Source organism: Planctomyces sp. SH-PL14, from assembly GCF_001610835.1.
Taxonomy (GTDB): domain Bacteria; phylum Planctomycetota; class Planctomycetia; order Planctomycetales; family Planctomycetaceae; genus Planctomyces_A.
This window is the reverse complement of sequence record NZ_CP011270.1, coordinates 7,248,481-7,268,227: the sequence shown is the minus strand read 5'-3', so window position 1 is coordinate 7,268,227 and position 19,747 is coordinate 7,248,481. Positions and strand designations below refer to the sequence as shown.

Annotated in this window: 14 protein-coding genes; 8 read left to right on the top strand and 6 right to left on the bottom strand. The window is 65.0% G+C overall.

The features are described 5' to 3' along the window. Positions 1-141 precede the first annotated feature (141 nt). The gene (locus VT03_RS28055; protein ID WP_156514814.1) at positions 142-1,254 is read left to right on the top strand and encodes a hypothetical protein; all 1,113 of its coding nucleotides are present in this window, start codon (positions 142-144) and stop codon (positions 1,252-1,254) included. Positions 1,255-1,406: 152 nt separating this feature from the next. Continuing rightward, the gene (locus VT03_RS28050; RefSeq protein WP_231870538.1) at positions 1,407-2,321 is read left to right on the top strand and encodes a S1C family serine protease; all 915 of its coding nucleotides are present in this window, start codon (positions 1,407-1,409) and stop codon (positions 2,319-2,321) included. 24 nt (positions 2,322-2,345) lie between these two features. On the opposite strand, the gene VT03_RS28045 is transcribed toward VT03_RS28050, so the two are convergent. Continuing rightward, positions 2,346-3,356: a GNAT family N-acetyltransferase gene (locus VT03_RS28045; RefSeq protein ID WP_075096072.1), complete on the bottom strand. Its 1,011-nt coding sequence runs from the start codon at positions 3,354-3,356 to the stop codon at positions 2,346-2,348. A 443-nt stretch (positions 3,357-3,799) separates the two neighbouring features. Further along, positions 3,800-4,375 (bottom strand): cob(I)yrinic acid a,c-diamide adenosyltransferase, encoded by a 576-nt coding sequence (locus VT03_RS28040; protein WP_075096071.1) that lies wholly within the window; start codon positions 4,373-4,375, stop codon positions 3,800-3,802. Between the two features lie 129 nt (positions 4,376-4,504). On the opposite strand from VT03_RS28040, the gene VT03_RS28035 reads away from it, so the two are divergent. From VT03_RS28035 to VT03_RS28020, 4 genes are all read left to right on the top strand, one after another. Then, entirely contained in the window at positions 4,505-5,623 is a 1,119-nt protein-coding gene (locus VT03_RS28035; protein ID WP_075096070.1) for an LptF/LptG family permease, read from the top strand. Between the two features lie 649 nt (positions 5,624-6,272). Further along, a complete protein-coding gene (locus VT03_RS28030) occupies positions 6,273-7,238 on the top strand; it encodes an isoaspartyl peptidase/L-asparaginase family protein (protein ID WP_075096069.1) in 966 nt (321 codons plus the stop codon). A 20-nt stretch (positions 7,239-7,258) separates the two neighbouring features. Continuing rightward, positions 7,259-7,927, top strand: a complete 669-nt coding sequence (locus tag VT03_RS28025) for an MOSC domain-containing protein (RefSeq protein ID WP_075096068.1) — start codon at positions 7,259-7,261, stop codon at positions 7,925-7,927. Between the two features lie 75 nt (positions 7,928-8,002). Then, positions 8,003-8,815 carry an undecaprenyl-diphosphate phosphatase gene (locus VT03_RS28020; RefSeq protein ID WP_075096067.1) on the top strand — a complete coding sequence of 271 codons (813 nt, stop codon included), beginning with the start codon at positions 8,003-8,005 and terminating at the stop codon, positions 8,813-8,815. A gap of 99 nt (positions 8,816-8,914) precedes the next feature. Here the strand turns inward: VT03_RS28020 and VT03_RS28015 are convergent, their stop codons facing one another. Next, positions 8,915-10,114, bottom strand: coding sequence for a TlpA family protein disulfide reductase (locus VT03_RS28015; protein ID WP_075096066.1), 1,200 nt, complete (start codon positions 10,112-10,114; stop codon positions 8,915-8,917). A 302-nt stretch (positions 10,115-10,416) separates the two neighbouring features. Here VT03_RS28015 and VT03_RS28010 point away from each other — a divergent pair, with 302 nt between their 5' ends. Next, positions 10,417-11,781 carry a DUF1501 domain-containing protein gene (locus VT03_RS28010; RefSeq protein WP_075096065.1) on the top strand — a complete coding sequence of 455 codons (1,365 nt, stop codon included), beginning with the start codon at positions 10,417-10,419 and terminating at the stop codon, positions 11,779-11,781. A 357-nt stretch (positions 11,782-12,138) separates the two neighbouring features. On the opposite strand, the gene VT03_RS28005 is transcribed toward VT03_RS28010, so the two are convergent. From VT03_RS28005 to VT03_RS27995, 3 genes are all read right to left on the bottom strand, one after another. Continuing rightward, positions 12,139-13,491 (bottom strand): efflux RND transporter periplasmic adaptor subunit, encoded by a 1,353-nt coding sequence (locus VT03_RS28005; protein ID WP_082846589.1) that lies wholly within the window; start codon positions 13,489-13,491, stop codon positions 12,139-12,141. Next, positions 13,488-16,724, bottom strand: a complete 3,237-nt coding sequence (locus tag VT03_RS28000; RefSeq protein WP_075096064.1) for an efflux RND transporter permease subunit — start codon at positions 16,722-16,724, stop codon at positions 13,488-13,490. Before VT03_RS28000 ends, VT03_RS28005 begins: the two co-directional genes overlap by 4 nt. A 93-nt stretch (positions 16,725-16,817) precedes the next feature. Then, a complete protein-coding gene (locus tag VT03_RS27995) occupies positions 16,818-17,534 on the bottom strand; it encodes a GntR family transcriptional regulator (RefSeq protein ID WP_082846832.1) in 717 nt (238 codons plus the stop codon). A 427-nt stretch (positions 17,535-17,961) separates the two neighbouring features. Here VT03_RS27995 and VT03_RS27990 point away from each other — a divergent pair, with 427 nt between their 5' ends. After that, a complete protein-coding gene (locus VT03_RS27990; RefSeq protein ID WP_156514813.1) occupies positions 17,962-19,743 on the top strand; it encodes a hypothetical protein in 1,782 nt (593 codons plus the stop codon). Positions 19,744-19,747 lie beyond the last annotated feature (4 nt).

Sequence of the window (19,747 nt, the reverse complement as noted above, 5' to 3'; positions counted from 1 at the left end):
GTTGCGTTTCCGGGCAGGATAATCGCAACTCCCATCAGATTGGCCAGTTCAGGTACGGGAATGCCGCGACCGCTTTCGTTCGGACCCACGCTCCGGAGTTTCGGGACAGTGATGACGGGCTCGCTGGCCGCCGGATCACTCGTGGCTGGATCATTCGGGCTTCTGCTGTTGACCGGCTGCGGCGGAGGAACGCCGGCCCCCGCGCCGCAGGCCGCTCCGGCTGCCGGTTCGCCGGCCCCCGGTGCTCCCGCAGCCGCTCCGGTCGCCGGAACACCGGCTGCGGCCCCCGCGTCCGGCGGTCCGGCCGCCACGGCGTTTCCGCAGTCGCCACCGGAGCCGGTCGATCCCAAGCGGAAGGAAACCCGCTGGCTGGGGAAGATTCCGTACGACGTCTTCTTCGACCGTCCGTTGACGGTCGCCACGGACCAGACGGTGGTCTCCGGCGCACCCGCCATGGCGGCGACGACTCCGATGCCGATGTCGCCTTCGGCCTCGCCGATGCCCATGCCTGCCGCGCCGGCCACGGGTGCCGCGGGCGGTGGATCCGGAGCCTTCGACCTGACGAAGCTCGCGTCGATCGAATCCCTCATCGAAGAGTCGAAGCAGAGCCGCACCAAGCTGACGACCGGTCTGCAGAAGCTCGGCGACTTCAATCGCAACTTTGCGGAAGTCTCCGCCGAGGCGGCGGTCCTGGCGAGCATCGCGAAGGCGGTCGGCGATTACCCGGGGGCCGATCAGCCGAACTGGAAGGCCAAGGCCAAGTTCATCCGGGACGAGGCCAAGACGATCAGCAGCCAGGCGAGCGACAAGGGGAGCGAGCGGTTCAAGATCGCCAAGGAGTCGTTCGACAAGATCTGCGACATGCTGGACGGCGGCAAGCCCCCCGCCAAGGACGCGGCCGACGTCGTCCCCTACAGCGACGTCACGACGCTGTCGGACATCATGTGGAAGTTCCAGAAGACCTTCGACTACCTGAAGCTCAACATCACCGACGAAAAGCGGTTCAAGGAAGACAAGGCTTCGGTCGAGCGGGAAGCGATGGTCTTCAACCTCTTGGCCGGGATCATGGCCTCCGAGGGATACGAGTACCTCGACGACGACGAGTACATGGCCTTCCACAAGCGGCTCATCGACGGCACGATGCAGAGCGTCGAGGCGGTGAAGGCCGACGATTTTCAGAAGTTCCGCATGTCGCTCAACGGAATTGATCAGGCGATGGCGGAGTGCCACCCCAAGTACCGCACCGGCGGCTGAAGCGCGGCGCCACGAGCCGTTCCGGTTCCCAAGTCACCCCAATGGACGAAAGGCTTGAGTTGAGCATCTCATCCGCACCTTCGGCGTCGCATTCCGCATCCTTCTCCCGAGCCGGTTTTTCCGGGACAGTCCTGCTCGCCCTCGCGGCGCTCGTGGCTTTCGCGATGCCGGCCCCGGCCGACACCGTGATGCTCAAGTCCGGCCACCGCCTGCAGGGGAGCGTCCTGAAGAAGACCGACCGGGAGCTGTATGTCGACATCGGCGTCGACGTCGTCCGGATTCCGCTCGAGCGGATCGAGTCGATCGACGAGAAGGACTCCGAGACCCCCGCCAAGATCTCGAACGTCTCCGGCGACGAGGACGGCGTTTTCCTGATGGCGAGCCTGCCCCCCAAGTCCGTCAAGGATCTGGCCGAGGAATATGGCGAAGGGGTGGTCCTGATCGAGACCCCCAGCGGCCTCGGCAGCGGGTTCATCATCAACGACCGCGGCTACTGCGTCACGAACTACCACGTCGTCGAAGCGGAAACCCGGATCTCCGTCACGATCTTCGATCGCCAGCAGACCGGGGACCTCGTCCGCAAGCGGATTGACGACGTCAAGATCCTGGCCCTGAACCAATACTTCGACCTCGCCCTGTTGCAGATCCCCAACAAAGACAAGGACTACAAGTTCCGGACCGTCTACCTCGCCGGGGACGCCGTTCCCAAAGAAGGGGAGAGCGTGTTCGCCATCGGCTCTCCGCTGGGCCTCGAGCGGTCGGTCTCGCAGGGGATCGTCAGCACCCGCAGCCGGAATTTCGACGGGATTCTCTACATCCAGACGACGACCGAGATCAATCCCGGCAACAGCGGCGGCCCGCTGTTCAACACTCGCGGCGAAGTGGTCGGGGTGACGAACATGAAGCTCATCGGCGGAGAGGGGCTCGGTTTCGCGATCCCGATCAGCTACGTGAAGCACTTCCTGCGGAACCGCGACGCCTACGCCTTCGATGAGAAGAACCCGAATACGGGCTATCGCTATCTCGACCCGCCGCGGCGCAAGAATCCGTCGAACGACCCAGGCTGACCCCTTCGGTTGCCGCATGCGGCGTCAGCGATGCCCGAAGCGCTCCGGGGCCCATAGCGCCGCACCGGGATCGTGGGGAGACGAGGAGTTGAGCCGATAGGCCATGCCGGAGTCGGCGAAGACGAACCCCGCGTTCGTCGCCGCCCGCAGGCCGATCGGGTTGTCCATCGGCAGGCTGAGTTCGACCAGGCCGACGTTCTGCTGCCGCAGCTCCCGGCACGCCTCGACGAGCAGCGTCTGGCCGAAGCCCTTGCCGCGGTAGTCGGGCGAGACGTCGAGATCGACGAGGCCGACGGCGTTGGCCTGCCACTTGTCCGCGTACTGGTCGAGGCGGACGGCGTTGATGCTGGCGATCATTTCCCCGCCGCGGCGCATCCGCAGGTGGAAGCGGAACGCCTCCGCCCGGCCGTACTGCTCGTACCACCACCAGGTCGGCTGATCGGGTCGCTCGTCGATCGCCAGCATGACCTGCCGGCGGATCGTCATCAGGCGGGCCGAGGTGGGATCGCGGGCGGTTGTCAGGTCGCGGATCTTGATCTCGTACCGGGCGTCCGGGCAGTAGCCGAGCGAGAGGAAGAACGGTTCCGCGGCCGGGTCGGAGCGGAGGAATCCGGAGGGACGGCAGCCGCCGTAGAGTCCGAAGCCGAACGGGTCGGCGCCGCGATGCGGGCCGGCGTAGATGGTCTGGACGCCTCGGGTCCGCAGGTACTGCTCGAGGCGGTGGACGAGGGCCCGTCCGATCCCCCGCCGCCGGGCGGAGGGGTGGACGACGACGAAGCAGATCACTCCGCGCTGCAGGTCGAGGGAGGAGCGGTCGGGGCTGATGGCCGGTCCGGCGAGGCCGAACCCGACGAGTTTTCCCTCGTCGAGAGCCATCAGGCAGCCGCGGTGGTCGAAGTAGGAGCGGTTGAACGTGGCGCTTTCGAGGACTTCGACGGAATTCAGGTGTGCCGCCCCGCGTCCCAGGTCCGACTCGTTCCAGAGCCGAACGAGGTCGGGGACGTCGCCGTTGCGGAAAGGTCGAATCTCCGGCAAATTCGCAACTCGTCGGGGCAGGGGATCGGAGCCTTCATTCTGATGAGTCGTCTCTGATGTTCAATGACGCCAGTGAATCTGGCAGACGTGCTCTCCGCGAGTGCGTAGACCACGTCCTTGCCGGCACGGCTCGTTAGCTCAAACCCCACGTGCGACGGCAGCCTGGGGTCAAGGGGGCCACGCCCCCTTGCCGCCGGAGGCATTTTCGTCGCGGAACCGTGGGACACAACGGACGTCCGCTTTGTGGAACCGGCTATGAGGACTCCCTCAATCGACACCGCTGGCTTTGGAATCCCCGCGGATTGATGAGGGGGCATACGACACGGTGTCCGCGTTTGGACACGCTCTCCTTCAGACATCTCTCGACGGCCAAGCCTCCGGCGGGCAGGGGGTGGCCCCTGCACGCCACCAGGGTCCCCCTGGACCCGGTTCAAACGGGAACGTCACTGCGCTCCCGCACCCGGCTTCCAAAGAATGTCGTCCGCCCCTTTTCCATTACACCACCGCGCGGCCACAAACAGCAAATCCGAAAGCCGGTTCAAATACGGCAACACCGGCGTCGTCAACGACTCCGCCTGCATCAACTGGGACACGCCAATCTCACACCGCCGACAGACCGTCCGCGCCTGATGCAGCAGCGACGCCGCCGGACTCCCGCCAGGCAGAATAAAGCTGTTCAGCGGAGCCAGATCCAGATTGAGCTCATCAATCCACCGCTCCAGCCGATCCACCTGCGGCTGCTGAACCCGCAGCGGCGTATACCCCTGAGCCGGCGCCGACTCTGGAATGCAAAGATCCGCCCCCACATCGAACAGGTCGTTCTGAATCACCCGGATCCACCCGGACACCTTCTCCGGAAGGTTCCCAAGCGATACAGCCACGCCAAGCACGGAATTCAGCTCGTCGACCCCGCCATACGCCGCAATCCGGACGTGCCCCTTCGGAACGCGCGTCCCATCACCCAGCGAGGTTTCCCCCTGGTCCCCTGATTTAGTGTAAATCCTGCTGAGGTAAACCATTTCGCCTTCGAATCCCCAAGCGGCCCCGGATCCCCGGGCAGCGGACCGCGGCGGCGAACCCCTCTTGACCCGGTCGGACGAAACGGCGTCAAATCCGCCGACCGATCCCGTTCCTTCCCGCGATCACCCGTGCTGACGACGTTCGACCGTTACCTGTTGTTCCGGTATCTCTATGTCGTTGTGGGGATGTTCCTTGCGGCATGGGGACTGTATGTCATCGTCGACGGGTTTACCAACATCGACATGCGGGGCGCCTCCGAGCGCGCGGGGCCTCTCGGGCTGCTCACCCAGCTCGGGATGTACTACCTCTACCAGTCGACGATGATCTTCGACCTCGTCGGTCCCACGATCGGCGTCATGTCGATCATGATCGTTCTGGCCCTCATGCTCCGGCAGGGTGAAGTCCACCCGGTCCTGGCGGCCGGCGTCCCGACCTACCGGCTGATGTGGCCTTTCTTCGTCGGGATCATGCTGGTCAACCTCCTCCTGATCGGGAACCAGGAGTACCTCATTCCGCGGATCGCCGACCGGCTCCAGGGGCCGCGCGGCGAAGTCCAGAGCGCCGGGCGGGCGGTGGAACCGCAGTACGACACGCAGACCTGGATCTTCTTCTCCGGACGGCAGCTCTTTCTTGGCGAGCGGACGATCAAGGAGGCGGAATTCCGGCTCCCGAGCACGCTCACGACCATGCAGCGCCCGCTTCGCGCCAAAGAAGCGGTCAACCTTCCCGCGTCAGGCGACCGCCCCGCCTGCTGGCTGCTGCGGGACGTCAGCCCCAAACCGAACGAGATCGACCTGACCGAGGAAGGGCGGGAGATCGTCATCCCGCGAAAGAACGGAACGGACCTGTTCCTCGTCTGCGACATGACGGTCGAACAGCTCTACAAGCAGAACACCGCCTTCAAATACCTCTCAACGATCGACCTCCTGCGGCGCGTCCAGCGTCCCTCCGGACAGACCGCCTCGATCCGCGGGCAGATCGTCCAGGTTCATTCCCGCCTGACCCGTCCGGTCCTGATGGTCCTGGGGCTGTTTCTCGTCTTTCCGCTGATCATCCGCCGCGAGCGGGACAGCCTGATCGGCAACATTTCGGTCACGATGGCGACCCTCGGCTGCGTCTTCGGACTCTGGCAGGGTGGGCAGTTCCTCGGGCAGAGCGCCGTGATGCCCGCGGAGCTCGCCGCCTGGTCCCCGCTGATTTTTGGCGGCTCGCTTTCCGCCTGGCTCTCCGGCGTGATGCGGACGTAAGGACTTCTTGTCATCAGCGGGCTACTGAGGCAGAGGGTGAGTTTTGCGCGGGAGGCGCGGTGTGGCTCAGGGGGCGGATGGGCTCGTACCACTGACTCAAATCGCGTCCTTGCCGGCGCAGCGTCCATAGCTCAAACCCAACGTGCCCCGGCAGCCTGGGGTCAAGGGGGCCACGCCCCCTTGCCGCCGGAGGCATTTTCGTCGCGGAACTGTGGTAAACAACGGGCATCCCCTTTGTGGTACCCGCTATGAGCACTCCTTCACACCACACCACTGGCTTCGTGATTCCCGCGGGTTGGTGAGGGGGCATACGACACGGTGTCCGCGCTTGGATACGTACTCCTTCCGACGGTTTCCGGCGAGACAGCCTCCGGCGGGCAAGAGGGCGTCGCCCCCTTGCATCCCCCACCAGGGGTACCCCCTGGACCCCGATTCTTGGGTTGGTCTCGCTGGGGGACACAGATGCGCCCGTCTCCATGGTTCACAAACGATTGCGCGCGGCTCAGTAACGTCCGCCGCTCGCCAGCCGACAGCTCCGATGTCAAGGTAAACACAGCTCCTCGCCACGGCCCGGATTCACCTCGACACGGCCTTCCGGCTACCATCTCGCCACCGCTCCGGATTCCCGCGAACTGAGGAACGACACCGGATGTCCTCCAAGCCCATGCCGCGCGACACGCACGCTATTCTCGTCCTTCACGGCGGAGCCGGAGCTCCCAAACGGGACAAGCTCACCCCCGCCAGTGAACGCGAACACCGCGACACCCTGATTGCCGCCCTCCGCGTCGGCTACGAGATCCTCCAGAGCCCCGACGGCACGGCGCTCGACGCCACGCAGGCGACCGTGGAGTGGCTCGAAAACTCTCCCCTCTTCAACGCCGGCCGGGGATCGGTCTTCACGCGGGAAGGGCGGAACGAGCTCGACGCTGCGATCGCTGATGGAACGACGCGAAAGGCCGGGGCCGTCGCCGGGGTCACCCGCCTTCGCAATCCGATCCGCGCCGCCCGGGCGATCCTCGACCGCTCGCCCCACGTCCTGATGATCGGCGACGGTGCGGAACGATTCGCCATCGACGCCGGTTGCGAGGAGGTCGCCCCCCTTTACTTCTGGACGCAGGACGCCTGGGACGAGATGCAGGAGGTGCATCGGCAGGTCGAGGCCAAGGCCGACCAGATCATGGGGAAGACGCCTCACATGTCCCACGGCACCGTCGGCGCCGTGGCGGTGGACCGCCGGAAGCATCTCGCCGCCGCCACCTCCACCGGCGGACTGACGTACAAGCGCTCCGGCCGCGTCGGCGACACCCCGATCATCGGTGCGGGGACCTACGCGGACAACGCGACCTGCGCGGTCTCGTGCACCGGACGGGGAGAGATCTTCCAGCGATACTGCGTGGCTCACGACATCGCGGCTCGCATCCAGTATGCGAAGGAACCGCTCGCGCACGCGGCCGAGACGACGCTCGCCTCGCTCCCAACGGAAACGGATGGCGTCGGGGGACTGATCGCCATCGACCGCGAAGGACAGTTCGCGATGCCCTTCAACACCCGCGGCATGTTCCGCGGGTATGTCACGGCCGACGGCCGCTTCCACGTCGCGATCTATCCGGAGTGAAGGGGAGAGGGAGAGAACGGATGTCGCAGTCTGCCGCCGCCAAGATCGTCTCCGTGCAGGTCGGAAAGCCCGAGTGGCATCCGATTCCGGGCGAAGAAGAGGACGCCGAGGCCCGGTTCCGCACGGCGATCTTCAAACGTCCCGTCTCGGGCCCCGTGGCAGTCGGACAGCTCGGCCTCGAGGGGGACGGACAGGCGAACCGCAAGCACCACGGCGGCGTCGACAAGGCGGTCCTGGCGTACTCGCTCGACCACTACGCGGATTGGACGCCGCTCCTCGCTCCGGACGGAATTCCTTACGGCGCGTTCGGTGAGAACCTGACGATCTCGGGCCAGACGGAAGCGGACGTCTGCATCGGCGACGTCTGGCAGTTCGGGACCGCCCGGCTCCAGATCTCGCAGCCCCGGCAGCCGTGCGCCACGCTCGGCCGGCGATGGGCCCGGCCGCAGCTTCCGAAGGAGGTTGTCCGGAACGGGCAGGGGGGCTGGTACTTTCGCGTCGTCGAGAACGGCGCTCTCGAAGCGGGCGAGACGCCGCGGCTCATTGAGCGTCCGCAACCCGACTGGCCGGTCCTGCGGGCGTTCCGGACCTACTTCGACCGTCCGCTCGATCGGGCCGCGCGGTCGGAACTCGCTCATCTCCCCGAACTTTCCCTGAGCTGGCGCGATGAACTGCTGGCCCACTCCTGAGCATCCGATCTGATCAGCGACCGGGCGCCGCGTCACCACGCCGGTCTTGCCGCCCTCGCAGCCCGTGCGACCGCCATGGACTACCTGAGCATCATCATCCTTGGAATCGTCCAGGGGATCACGGAATTTCTGCCGATCAGCTCCGACGGTCACCTCGTGATCGTCTCGGAAATCCTCCGCCGCTGGCGGGGACTGAGCGAGGAACAGCTCGCCTCGATCCCGGTGATCGTGGCCCTGCACATCGGGACGCTGCTTTCGATCGTCGTGGTCTTCCGGCGGGAGCTGATCGACCTCGTCCGCCGGCCGCGGCTGCTGGCCCCGGTCGTCGTCGCGACTCTCCCGCTGGTCGTGATCGGCAAGCCTCTGAGCGACGCTCTCGAATCGATCGAACACGCCAGCTGGTTCCCGATGCTCGCCGGGGCGGGACTCTGCTTCACGGCCCTGCTGATGTTTCTCTCGCGATACTTCGACGGCGGCCAGAAGACGGTTGAAGACTTCGGCGTCCGGCCCCGGGGCTGGATCGACGCCCTGATCGTCGGCCTTCTGCAGTGCATCGCCCCCTTGCCCGGAGTCAGCCGGTCGGGAAGCACGATCTTCGCCGCGATGACCCGGGGCTACACACGGGTCGACGCGGCCCGGTTCTCGTTCCTGATCGCGGTCCCGGCGATCGGCGGAGCGGTGACGCTTCACCTCCGCTCGATTCTCAAAGGGGACCTGGGAACGCCGCTCCCCGTCCTGGCGACGGGGGTGGTCGTCTCCTTTCTCGTCGGTCTGGCCGCCCTGGAGTGGCTCCTGCGGATCGTCGCCCGCGGCCGGCTCCACTGGTTCGCCTGGTACTGCCTCATCGTGGGCATCGGGGTGATCGTCTGGCAGTTCTCCGTGCGCTGACCACGCGCTCCGTCGCTGAACGCCACCGATCCAAACACGAAAAAAGGACGCCGGTGATTCCCACCGGCGTCCTGGTCGTTCGCGTGTTCGCGTGGCGAATTACTCGCTGGCGGCTTCCTTCACTTCCGCGGGGCCGAGCAGCTTCGTCAGCAGCGCTCCGAGCTTGGGGCCGCGGGCGGTGAGCGAGACCACCTTCCCTTCCTGGTCCACGAGGATGCAGGACGGAATCCCCGAGATGCCGTACTTCTTGGCCAGGGGATGATTGAAGCCCTGGGTGTCGGCGTTCTTCTCGAACAGGTTCGGCCAGGGAAGCTCGCGCTCCTTGATGAACTCCTTCAGATCGTCGGCCGACTCGTCGAGGCTGATGCCGATGACTTCAAATCCCTTCTCGTGGTACGCCTTGTAGTGGGCAATGACGTTCGGCATCTCCTGGATGCAGGGGCCGCACCACGTCGCCCAGAAATCGACGAGGACGACCTTCCCCTTCCAGTCCGCGATGTTGAAGGGATGACCGTCGAGCGTCGTCCCGGAGATCTCGATCGGACGCCCGACGAGGTCCAGCCGGCGGGCCGTTCCGCGGAAGGAACTGGCCATCTGCTTGCAGCCCTCCGCAATCTGCGGATCGGTGTCCTTGCGGGCTTCGAGACGGGTCGCCAGGAGAGTCAGGATCTCCTTGGCCTGATCGGTCTTGTCCGAGTACTCCAGCATCTGGGTCAGTTCCTGAGCCATGCCCAGGTAGTCTCCGACCAGGTCCGGCTCGGAGAGCTTGTCCGCCAGTTCCGTCACGAGCTTCTTCTGCTCGGCCGGCTCGGCCTCCTCGAACTCTCCCAGGCGGGCCTGGAAGCGGGAGACGGTCACGACCTTCGCCACGCCCGGACGGGGGTCTTTCTCGAGGCTCGCCAAGAGCTTCTCAAGGCGGACTTCGGCATCGTCCTGGCCGATCTGCCCCATCAGCGTGAGCGCCTGAATCTGCAGCGACGCCGCCTGCGACTGAAGCTCCTCGTCGTCGAACTCCCGCTTCAGAACTTCTTCGCCCGCCTTGCGGATCCCCTCCAGGTACTGCGCGAGGGCGGCCTGGGTCTGCTGACGCGGACGCCGCTGGACGGCGGTCTTCAGGTACAACGAGAGAGCCTTGGGATCGTTCCCCTCGGGCGGAGTCAGCGGGTCCGCCTTCTTGTCGGCGGGAGCAGCCGGGGGAGCGTCCTTGGTTTCCTGGGCCGGCGCGAACATCGCGGGAATGACGACCGCCGCAAAGACGGCGCCGCCCGCCAGCCACTGCTTCCAAGATCTCCTGACCATGATGACTCCTGTGAAACGGGAGGACTGTGAGTCCATCCTCGAGGGATGCTGATGATTCCCGGGAGGACTGCGTCCGACGTTACCAGGAAGTCGCCTGCAATCTTAGTCAGGGAAGAATAGGGGGAGAATACCGCTCTCCGTCGCGGGGCCGGCGGACGCTGGCTCCTGCCGTCGGCATCGGCTCGCCTGTTCCAGCCTCCTCGGCGGAGGAAACCGGGCCGGCGGCGCGACGAATTCCTCCTTCTCACGAGACGCCACGACCGATAAACTCCCGTTGATCCATCTTCTGCGGGACACACACCATGATCACCATCCTGAGCGCTCAGGCGGGGAAGACGTCGTCCTTTTGCGACCGGCTGTCGCGCCGCGGGTTCCTGACCATCGGCGGGATGGCGCTGGGGGGACTGGGTCTGTCGGACGTGCTGGCGGCGGAACCGCGGAGCCGCTCGCACAAGGCGATCATCAACATCTATCTGCCCGGGGGCCCGTCCCACATCGACATGTGGGATCCGAAGCCGGACGCCCCGCGGGAGGTCCGCGGCGAGTTCAATCCGATCTCGACAAACGTCCCCGGCATCCAGATCTGCGAGCTGTTCCCACAGCTGGCAGCGGTGATGGACAAAGTGGTCGTTGTCCGGTCTCTCTCGGACTCCGCCGGTTTGCACGACGGCTATCAGTGCATGACGGGACGCAAGAAAGGGGAACGCTCGCCGCCGGGCGGGTGGCCGTCCGGCGGAGCGTGGGTTTCCAAGATGCAAGGGCCCGCACAGGAATCGGTCCCGCCGAACATCGCCCTGATGTACCAGACCGGCAACCGGCCGTGGGGGGAACCGGGGACCGGCGGCTTCCTCGGTGTCGCTCATGCGCCTTTCAATACCCTGGGGCGTGAGGCTCGCAGCACTTCGGACAACATGGTGCTGCAGGGGGTCACGCTGGAGCGTCTGCAGGACCGGGTTCAGCTCCGCCGCGCGATCGACTCGATGAAGGAGGCGGTCGACAACCGCGGGATCATGGACAGCCTCGACGTCTCGGTCGGGCAAGCGATGGGGATCCTGACGAGCTCGCGGCTGGCGGACGCTCTCGATCTCTCGAAGGAAGATCCGAAGATCGTCGCCCGTTACGGCAAGAGCAATACGCAGTTCCAGCGGGACGGCGCGCCGCAGATGGTGGAGAACTTCTGCATCGCCCGGCGACTGGTCGAGGCGGGGGCGAGGTTCGTCTCGATGAACTACAGCCGCTGGGACTGGCATGGGAACGATGGGATGAATTTCCCGAAGTCCCGCGAAGAGTTTCCGATGCTCGACCAGGCGCTCGCCGCGCTGATCACGGACCTGCACGAGCGGGGACTCGACCGGGATGTTTCGGTCGTCGTCTGGGGAGAGTTCGGCCGGACTCCGAAGATCAATTCCAAGAACAGCCGCGATCATTGGCCGCAGGCGAACGGGTGCCTGATGTTTGGTGGCGGGATGCGGACGGGGCAGGTGGTGGGCCGCACGAACCGGAACGGGGAGTTTCCGGAGGACCGTCCGGTCAAGTTTCAGGAAGTCTTCGCGACGCTGTATCGCAACGCGGGGATCGATGTGGAGAACATCCGGATCTTCGATCAGGCGGGAGTGCCGCAGTATCTCGTGGAGCAGGGCAATGCACCGATGCGCGAGCTCGTCTAGCGACTGATCGTTCGCTCAAACCCCGTCCTTGCCGGGATAGCTCTCATAGCTCGATCCCAACGTGCGACGGCAGGCTGGGGTCAAGGGGGCCACGCCCCCTTGCCGCCGGAGGCACTTCCATGAGGAACCGTGGTAAATAACCGACGTCCCCTTTGTGGGACCGGTGTTGAGGACTCCCTCACCTCACAGCGATGGCTTTGCGATCCCGCGGGTTGGTGAGGGGGACATACGGCGCGTTGTCCGCGCTTGGACACGCACTCCTTCAGATATCTCTCGACGAGACGGCCTCCGGCGGGCAAGAGGGCTTCGCCCCCCTGCACCCCCTGACCAGGGTGCCCCTGGACCCAGTAGGCTGGATTATCGGCCTGCTGCCATCTGGGACATCGCCACTTGCGGCACATCCACACTCACCGCCAGCCCATCCGCCATCCGGTCCCCCGGATTGACGACGACCTGATCTCCCGCCCCAATCCCCTTCGCGATCCCGACCTGAGCGCCAAAGTCCCCTTCAACGGTCACGTCCCGAATCGCCACCTTGTTCTTCGCCCCCACAACGGCCACCTTCGTCCCATCGGCATTGAACATCAGAGCCGACGCCGGAATCAGGAGCGGCGGATTGTCCCGGTGCACATGGAGCTGCACCTGGACGTACGACCCGATCAGCAGGGCGTTGTCCTCATTCGAGATCTGGACCTCCGTCAGCAAGGTTCGGGTCGTCGGATCGATGGCCGAAGCGGTGTGGACCACCTTGCCGACAAACTCGGACTCCGGCTTTTCTCGAACGATGATCTCGGCGGGCAGCCCCTGCTTCACGCTGAACGCGTACATCTGCGGCACGTTCAGGAACACGCGAACCACGTTCGTCCGGGCAATCTGAAACAGCGCCTGCGACGCCGCATTGCCGGGAGTCACGAGCTGCCCGACGTCGATGTGCCGGGCCGTGATCCGGCCGCGGAACGGGGCGACGATCTTCGAGAACGACTGTAGCTCCTCAATCCGCAGGAGGTCCGCCTTGTTGGCATTGATCGTCGCCTCGGCCACGCGGACGTTGGCCGTCGCAACGGCAGCCGTCCCTTCCGCTTCGTCGAGCTGCTGCTGCGGCGACGCATTCTGCTCCCGCAACGAACGAATCCGGCGGAGGTTGATCTCAGCCAGCTTGGCCGAAGCAATCGCCCGCTCGAGCATCGCCTCGGACTCCGTCAGCGTCGCCCGCGCCTGCTGGAGCTGCGCGTCGATCTCCGGCGTGCTGATCTCGGCCAGCAGCTGTCCTTCCTGGACACGATCACCCAGGTCGACGAGCCACCGCTTCACGTATCCGGTCGTCCGGGGATAGATCGTCGTCTCTTCGATCGCCTGGACGTCCCCCGGGAGCAGCGCGGTCGTTTCGGCCGGCGACTGCTTCGGGAGTGTCGTCTGGACGCGCGGGAGAGCGGTCCGGATCTTCTCCGCGTCCGCGTGGAGGACCTTGTCCTGCCGCGTCTTCGGAGTCCAGCCGGCAAAGAACATCCCCGCCACCAGGGTCATTCCGACAATCCCCGCCAGGGCCACCCGGGACCGGGGAACATTCGGCACCGGCGGCGGATCGCCGACCGCTTCGGGATCGTGATGCACGGCTGGAACGTCGGCCGCGTCTGCGGGAACAGTCGAAGGAATCGCCATCGTCGTGGAGGACATCTTGTAATCGAGATTCGGAGTCTGGTCGGGCGTCATGCGGTCACCGCGCTTTCGAGAAGTTCGGGTTCCTGAATGCGGACGGGCATCGTCTGACGGAGGGCGCTGTAGACGATCGGGACAAAGAACAGGGTGGCGAAGGTGGCAAAGCTCAGACCGCCGATGACCGCCCGGCCGAGCGGGGCGTTCTGCTCGCCCCCTTCTCCCAGGCCCAGCGACATCGGGAGCATCCCCAGGATCATGGCGAGGGCGGTCATGATGACCGGCCGGAGCCGCGTCACCCCCGCGGCCCAGGCCGCGTCGTGGGCGTTCTTTCCTTCCTTGCGCTGATCGTTCGCAAAGGTGATCAGCAGGATCGAGTTGGCGGTCGCCACCCCGATGCACATGATCGCCCCCATCAGCGCCGGGACGCTGATCGTGGTCTGCGTCAGGAAGAGCATCCACAGAATCCCCGAGAGCGCCCCGGGAAGGGCCATCAGGATGATCAGCGGGTCGAGCCACGACTGGAAGTTGACCACCATCAGCAGGTAGACGAGCACGACCGAGAAGACGAGGCCGAAGCCGAGCCCCCGGAACGAGGTGTTCATGCTCTGCACCTGCCCGCGGACCGCCACCGTCGTCCCGCGGGGGAGGGTGGGGCGGACTTCCGCCAGCAGCTTGTCGATCGCTGCCGAGACCCGCCCCAGGTCGGTCCCCTGGACGCTCGCCAGGATGTCGAAGCTCTGGGCGATGTTGTAGTGCGTGACGTTCGTGGGGCCGAAACGGTGTCCCACCTTGACGAGGTTCCCCATCAACTGGGAGTTGGCCATCGAGGTCGGAGCGTTCCCGTTCTTACCGTTCTCCTGGATGACCGGCGTCTGCGTGATCGCCGCCACCGAGTCGACCTTGTACTGCGGCGTCTGGACCGCCAGCGGGTACTGCACGCCCGACTTCGGGTCGAGCCAGTAGTTCGGCGCGGCCTGTCCGCTCGAGCTGAGCGAGACAAGGAGGTCGCTGGAGACATCGCGCTGCGACATCCCGAGCTGGCTGAGGAGCGTCCGGTCCGTCTCAACCGACAGCTCCGGGGTGAGGGGGACCTGCTGCAGGTGCGCGTCGACCGCACCGGGAATCTCGGCGATCCGGTCGCGAAGCGTCCGGGCGATGGCAAAGTTCTTGTCGTAGTTCCCCCGCGGGCCGACGAGCTGCACATCGATCGGGGCCGCCAGGCCGAAGTTCAAGACCTGCGTCACGATGTCGGGCGGCTGGAAGTAGAACGTCAGGTCCGGGAAGCGATCGTTCAGCTTGACCCGCAGATCGCGGATGTAGTCGGCCGTCGGTGCGTGATGCTCCGACAGCGACACCAGGACTTCTCCATCGGCCGACGACATGAGCGAGCCGTCGCTCAACGCCAGGTTGATCCCGCTGTTCGGGATCCCGATGTTGTCGATGACCTTCGAGATCTCATCGTCCGGGATGACTTCGTGGATGACGTCGCTGATCCGGGCGAAGTACCGCTCGGTCTCCTCGATCCGGGTCCCCGCCGGAGCCCGCACGTGCAGCCGGATCTGGCCCGAGTCGACGCTCGGGAAAAAGTCCCGACCGATCAGGGGAGCGAGCCCCAGCGACATCACGACGAACCCGGCAAACGCCATCGCCACCAGGGCCCGGTTCCCGAGCGCCCAGGCGAGGCAATGCCCGTAAAAGTCCTTGAGCTTGTCGAAGTGGTGATTGAACCGGTCGTGGACGCGCCAGATCAGGCCCCGCTTGACCGGGGTGGCGGACTGCCCCTCCTCGGGATGGCCGCCGTACATCGCGACTTCGCTGGCGAGCAGGTAGTGGACCATCGTCGGGACGAGCGTCCGGCTCAGCATGTAACTCGTCAGCATCGCGAACACGACCGCCATCGCCATCGGCGTAAACAGCGAGCGGGCCGCCCCGGTGATGAAGACAACGGGGACGAACACGATGCAGATACAGAGTGTCGCCACGAAGGCAGGGGTCGCGATCTGCTGAGCGCCGTCGAGAATCGCCGGAACCAGACGCTTCCCCATGTGAAGGTTGCGGTGGATGTTCTCGATCTCGACGGTCGCGTCGTCGACCAGGATCCCGACCGCCAGCGCCATCCCCCCCAGGGTCATGACGTTCAGCGTCTCGCCGAGGAAGTTCAGGATGATGATCGAGACCAGGATCGACAGCGGGATCGAGATGACGACGATCAGCGTGCTCCGCCACGATCCCAGGAACAGCAGGATCATGAGCCCCGTCAAACCGGCGGCGATCGCGGCCTCGACGACGACCCCGTGGATCGAGCCTTTGACGAAGATCGACTGGTCGGAGAGGAGCGTCGACTGCAGCGTGTCGGGCAAGGTCGCCATAACGGCGGGCATCCGCGCCTTGACCCCGTTCACGATGTCGAGCGTCGAGGCCCCCGACTTCAGGATCGGCTGTAGCACTCCCCGCTTGCCGTCAACGCGGACAATGTTCGTCTGCGGGGCGAAGCCGTCGCGGACGTTCGCCACGTCGCGGATATAGACCGTCCGCGTCCCGACCGACTTGATCGGCAGGTCGGCGATGGCCGCCACGACCTCGGGACTGCTGTTGAGCCGGACGTTGTATTCCTGCGGGCCGATCTTGGCGGAGCCGGTGGGAGCGATCAGGTTCTGGGCGTTGACGGCGTTGGAGATATCCGCGGCGGAAAGCTTCCAGGCGAAGAGTTTTTCCGGGTCGATATCGACCATGATCTGACGGACTTTGCCCCCATAAGGGTAGGGGATCTGGGCCCCCGGAACGGTCGCCATCCCGGGCCGCAGACCGGTCGTGGCGTAGTCGAACAGCTGCTGCTCGGAGAGCGTGTCGCTCCCCAATGAGACCTGCACGATCGGCACGTTGGCCGCGTTGTAGCGCATGACCAGGGGCGGAAAAATCCCCGGCGGCATGGAGCGGAGGACCTGCTGCGACGTGGCGACGACCTGCGAGATCGCGCTGTCGATATTGGCCCCCTCCTGGAGAAAGATTTTCACCACCGCGATGCCGGTCAGCGACTGGCTCTCGATGTGCTCGATGCCGCTCACGGTCGAGACCAGCACGCGCTCGTAGTTCCCGACGACGCGGGTCTCCATCTCGTCCGGAGAGATCCCGGTGTAGGTCCAGATGACCGCCACGACCGGGATATCGATCTCCGGGAAGATGTCGGTCGGCATCCGGAGGATCGTCACCGTCCCCAGTATGGCGATCAGCATCGCCATGACGACGAACGTATAGGGACGACGGAGTGCGAGGCGGACAATCCACATGGATGCAGCATCCGAACCCGAACGCCCCAGCCGATAAAGGCGGGCGTCCGTGGGACACGAGGGCTGGTTCCGACAGCGCGAAGGAACAGCCTGTCAGGACAGATAACTGGCGAGCGCCGTCTCCACTCCCTGGTTCCCCTCGACCGGCTCGCCGTCCGGAACTCGAGGCCGTTCCAGCCACCGCTGCTTGCACAGCTCGGCATGATCTCGAAGGAGGCGGCCGGCAGTCGGTCCATCTCCCGCCTCCAGGGCATCGACGATCGGGTCGTGCTCAGCCGCCCGTTCGACGATGCGGGGCTCCCCGTGCTGCTTCAGGTGGACGCGGACCCGGGCTTCAAACCCGAGCGCTTCCCACGCCTGAATCAGCAACTGGTTGTCCGACGCCACAACGATCTGACGATGGAAGTCGACGTTGTGACGAGAGTATCCATCGAGGTCTCCGGTTCGCGCGGAAGCATGAATTCCTTCCAGCGAGACCCGAATCGGCGCGAGCGCCGCGACGTTGTTCTTGAGATGCACGGCAGCGAGTTCGCCAGCCAGCTGTTCGAGTACACCGCGAACCGTGTAAGCCTCGGTCATCTCCCGATCACTGATCCCGCGAACGCGGGTCCCGCGATACGGAATCGACTCAACGAGCTTCAGCGACTCCAGTTCCCGGAGTGCCTCGCGGACGGGCGTCTGGCTCGTATCGAACTCGCGAGCGATCTCGAGTTCCAGCAACCGATCCCCCGCCTTGAGCCGCCCGTCGTAGATCCGCTGCGCAAGCTGGTCGCGGATGCGATCACTCATGCAGTGGCGGGTGTTGCTCATAACGTCCTCGAACGAACAGCTCTCGATCACATATTATCGATAATATGTGAGTTGATCCAGAACTTTTTTGTAGCGAGCGAACTATTTTCAACAGTCTCGCCCGGCACCGCCGACGCACATCCATAACCTGTTACGATCAAATGCATTACTGAACCATCACGACAGCGGACGCGTAAGAAAACACATCAACAATCAACGATTCATTGGACGCGAGACAGCTTTGTCGATTCGTGGGAGCAGCAACTGACCGGGTTATGCCGCGTCGGCAGACGCGCATGTCCGATGGCGATCCGACCGTTGAGCCAGACTGAAAGTCCTCGTCGATTCTGGTAGGTTGGCGTGCCGTCCGGATCGCGATGGAACGTGCTTGGGCGTCTTTCGGGTCAAGCGGCACGCGCCGCCAGGGCGGCTCCACGTCGAGGAAACCATGGGCAAGAAACAGCCGGCGAGTCCCGGGAAAATTCTGGCAACGGAACTCCTGGCGGCGTTGCGGCAGAACAAAGAGTCCGGAAGCAATCCGGCACCGTTCCGGCAGATGGCCGAGGCCGCTCGGCCCGGAGTCAGCGAGTCGGAGCTGCGAGAAGCCATTCAACTCGCGCCCCTCAAGAATCAGCTCATCCTGGCGTTCGATCAGGACCTCGACTCCCTCGCAGTGTTGAAAGAGGACGCCGCACGACTGGCCGGGGATGACCGGCTGCTGCAAGTGCTGCTTCAACGCCTCTGCTCGCAAAACTTTCCCCTCGTCACGATCGAACAGTGCCGGGCCCTGCTGCCGAAGTCCCTCCAGACAGCCTTCGGAAAGGCCTGGACCGAACGGATGAAGGCCGATCGCTTGCCGGGCTTCGTGAGGAAGGTCAGCACGGGACCGAAAAAGACGGCCGCTCTCCTCGACGTTCGCTTCCACGCTCCGTGGGAGACCCTCTCCCGCGATCTCGTGCAGGCACTCCGCCGCCTTCGAGAGCAGGGGAGCTATCCCGTTCTCTTCAGCAAAGTCCAGGAGCAGACGAACTCTCCCGACAACCCGGCCGATCTGGTCAAGCAGGCCCGCGACTCCGAGCCGTGCCGCAGCCAGTTGACCGTCCTTCGCGCCGGCCCGGATGACCTCGTGTGCCTGACCGAAGACCGGGCTCGCCTGCTGGGAGGCGACCTCCTGTTCGAACAGTTGCTCCAGGAGTCGACATCTCCGGCCGTGCCGACCATCACGCTCAAGAAGCTCTCCGGACGTCTGGCCAAGAACGACCAGACGCTGTTCCTCGAACTCTGGGGCGAGCGGCTGGCGAAAGCCGAGCTTCCGCCGTTTCTCCGCCTCAAACCGGGAAAGATCGCGGCAAAGCCCGAGCTCCGGGAGCTCCACTTCACGCGTTACCCCCTTCCCTCGGAAACGGCCGCTCAGGCGCTCCTGGACGGCCTGCGTCGCCGGCGACAGCAGGAGAATGGATATCCGATCTCGATCGACGAGTTGCTCAATGAGGCTCTCCCGGACGCCCCCGCTTCGCTTCGCAAACAGGCCGCGGAGTCCGACCTCTACCGGAAAGCTGTCCAGGAAATCGGAGCAGGATCGGACCGATCCGCCTTCCTGATCGAAGACACCGCGCAAGTCGCTCCGCGGCTGATCGCACCGACTCTCGCTGGACTCGTCACCGCGCAGGATCAAGCGATTCCGCTCGACAAACTGTCGAGAGCCAAGGCTATCCCCTCCGCACTCCGCGAGGCATTCGTCGCCGCGCTCCACAAGGCGGTCGAAACCGGGACGTTGCCCACCGGACTGGGAACACTCCAGATCGCGAAGAAATGGATGCTGTTTCGGCTGTCCGATGTGCGTCGCGAGGAGGCGCCGGCGGTACTCGACTCGAAGACACCGGCCTCATCCGAGCCATCACCGCCCGCATCGGCGACGCCACGCGAGTCTCTCGGCAGTTCGCCGTCCTCGTCCGCCGGCGGCTCCTTCGCCGGAGACTTCGAACGGGCTTTCGGCGAGATCGACAACGAAACCGGACGACGGAATTTCGTTAAGCTGCTGGACCTGCGAACCGCTTTGTCGCAGTATGGTCGTTCCGAATTCGATGAAGGGGTCCGGCGGCTGCGGGTCGAGCGCAAGTTCACGCTGGAGACATCCGAAGGGCTGCACGGGGCCGCGTCAGACGAAGAGCGGCAGGCGGCCATCGTGGAAGCGGGATCGCGATATCTGTACTGCAGCCGGATTCGTTAGGAAT

Coding starts and splice junctions, on each gene's coding strand:
- VT03_RS28020 (WP_075096067.1), top strand. CDS start 8,003: ATGGACTACCTGAGCATCATCATCCTTGGAATCGTCCAGGGGATCACG.
- VT03_RS28015 (WP_075096066.1), bottom strand. CDS start 10,114: ATGGTCAGGAGATCTTGGAAGCAGTGGCTGGCGGGCGGCGCCGTCTTT.
- VT03_RS28030 (WP_075096069.1), top strand. CDS start 6,273: ATGTCCTCCAAGCCCATGCCGCGCGACACGCACGCTATTCTCGTCCTT.
- VT03_RS27990 (WP_156514813.1), top strand. CDS start 17,962: ATGGGCAAGAAACAGCCGGCGAGTCCCGGGAAAATTCTGGCAACGGAA.
- VT03_RS28000 (WP_075096064.1), bottom strand. CDS start 16,724: ATGTGGATTGTCCGCCTCGCACTCCGTCGTCCCTATACGTTCGTCGTC.
- VT03_RS27995 (WP_082846832.1), bottom strand. CDS start 17,534: ATGAGCAACACCCGCCACTGCATGAGTGATCGCATCCGCGACCAGCTT.
- VT03_RS28005 (WP_082846589.1), bottom strand. CDS start 13,491: ATGACGCCCGACCAGACTCCGAATCTCGATTACAAGATGTCCTCCACG.
- VT03_RS28025 (WP_075096068.1), top strand. CDS start 7,259: ATGTCGCAGTCTGCCGCCGCCAAGATCGTCTCCGTGCAGGTCGGAAAG.
- VT03_RS28010 (WP_075096065.1), top strand. CDS start 10,417: ATGATCACCATCCTGAGCGCTCAGGCGGGGAAGACGTCGTCCTTTTGC.
- VT03_RS28040 (WP_075096071.1), bottom strand. CDS start 4,375: ATGGTTTACCTCAGCAGGATTTACACTAAATCAGGGGACCAGGGGGAA.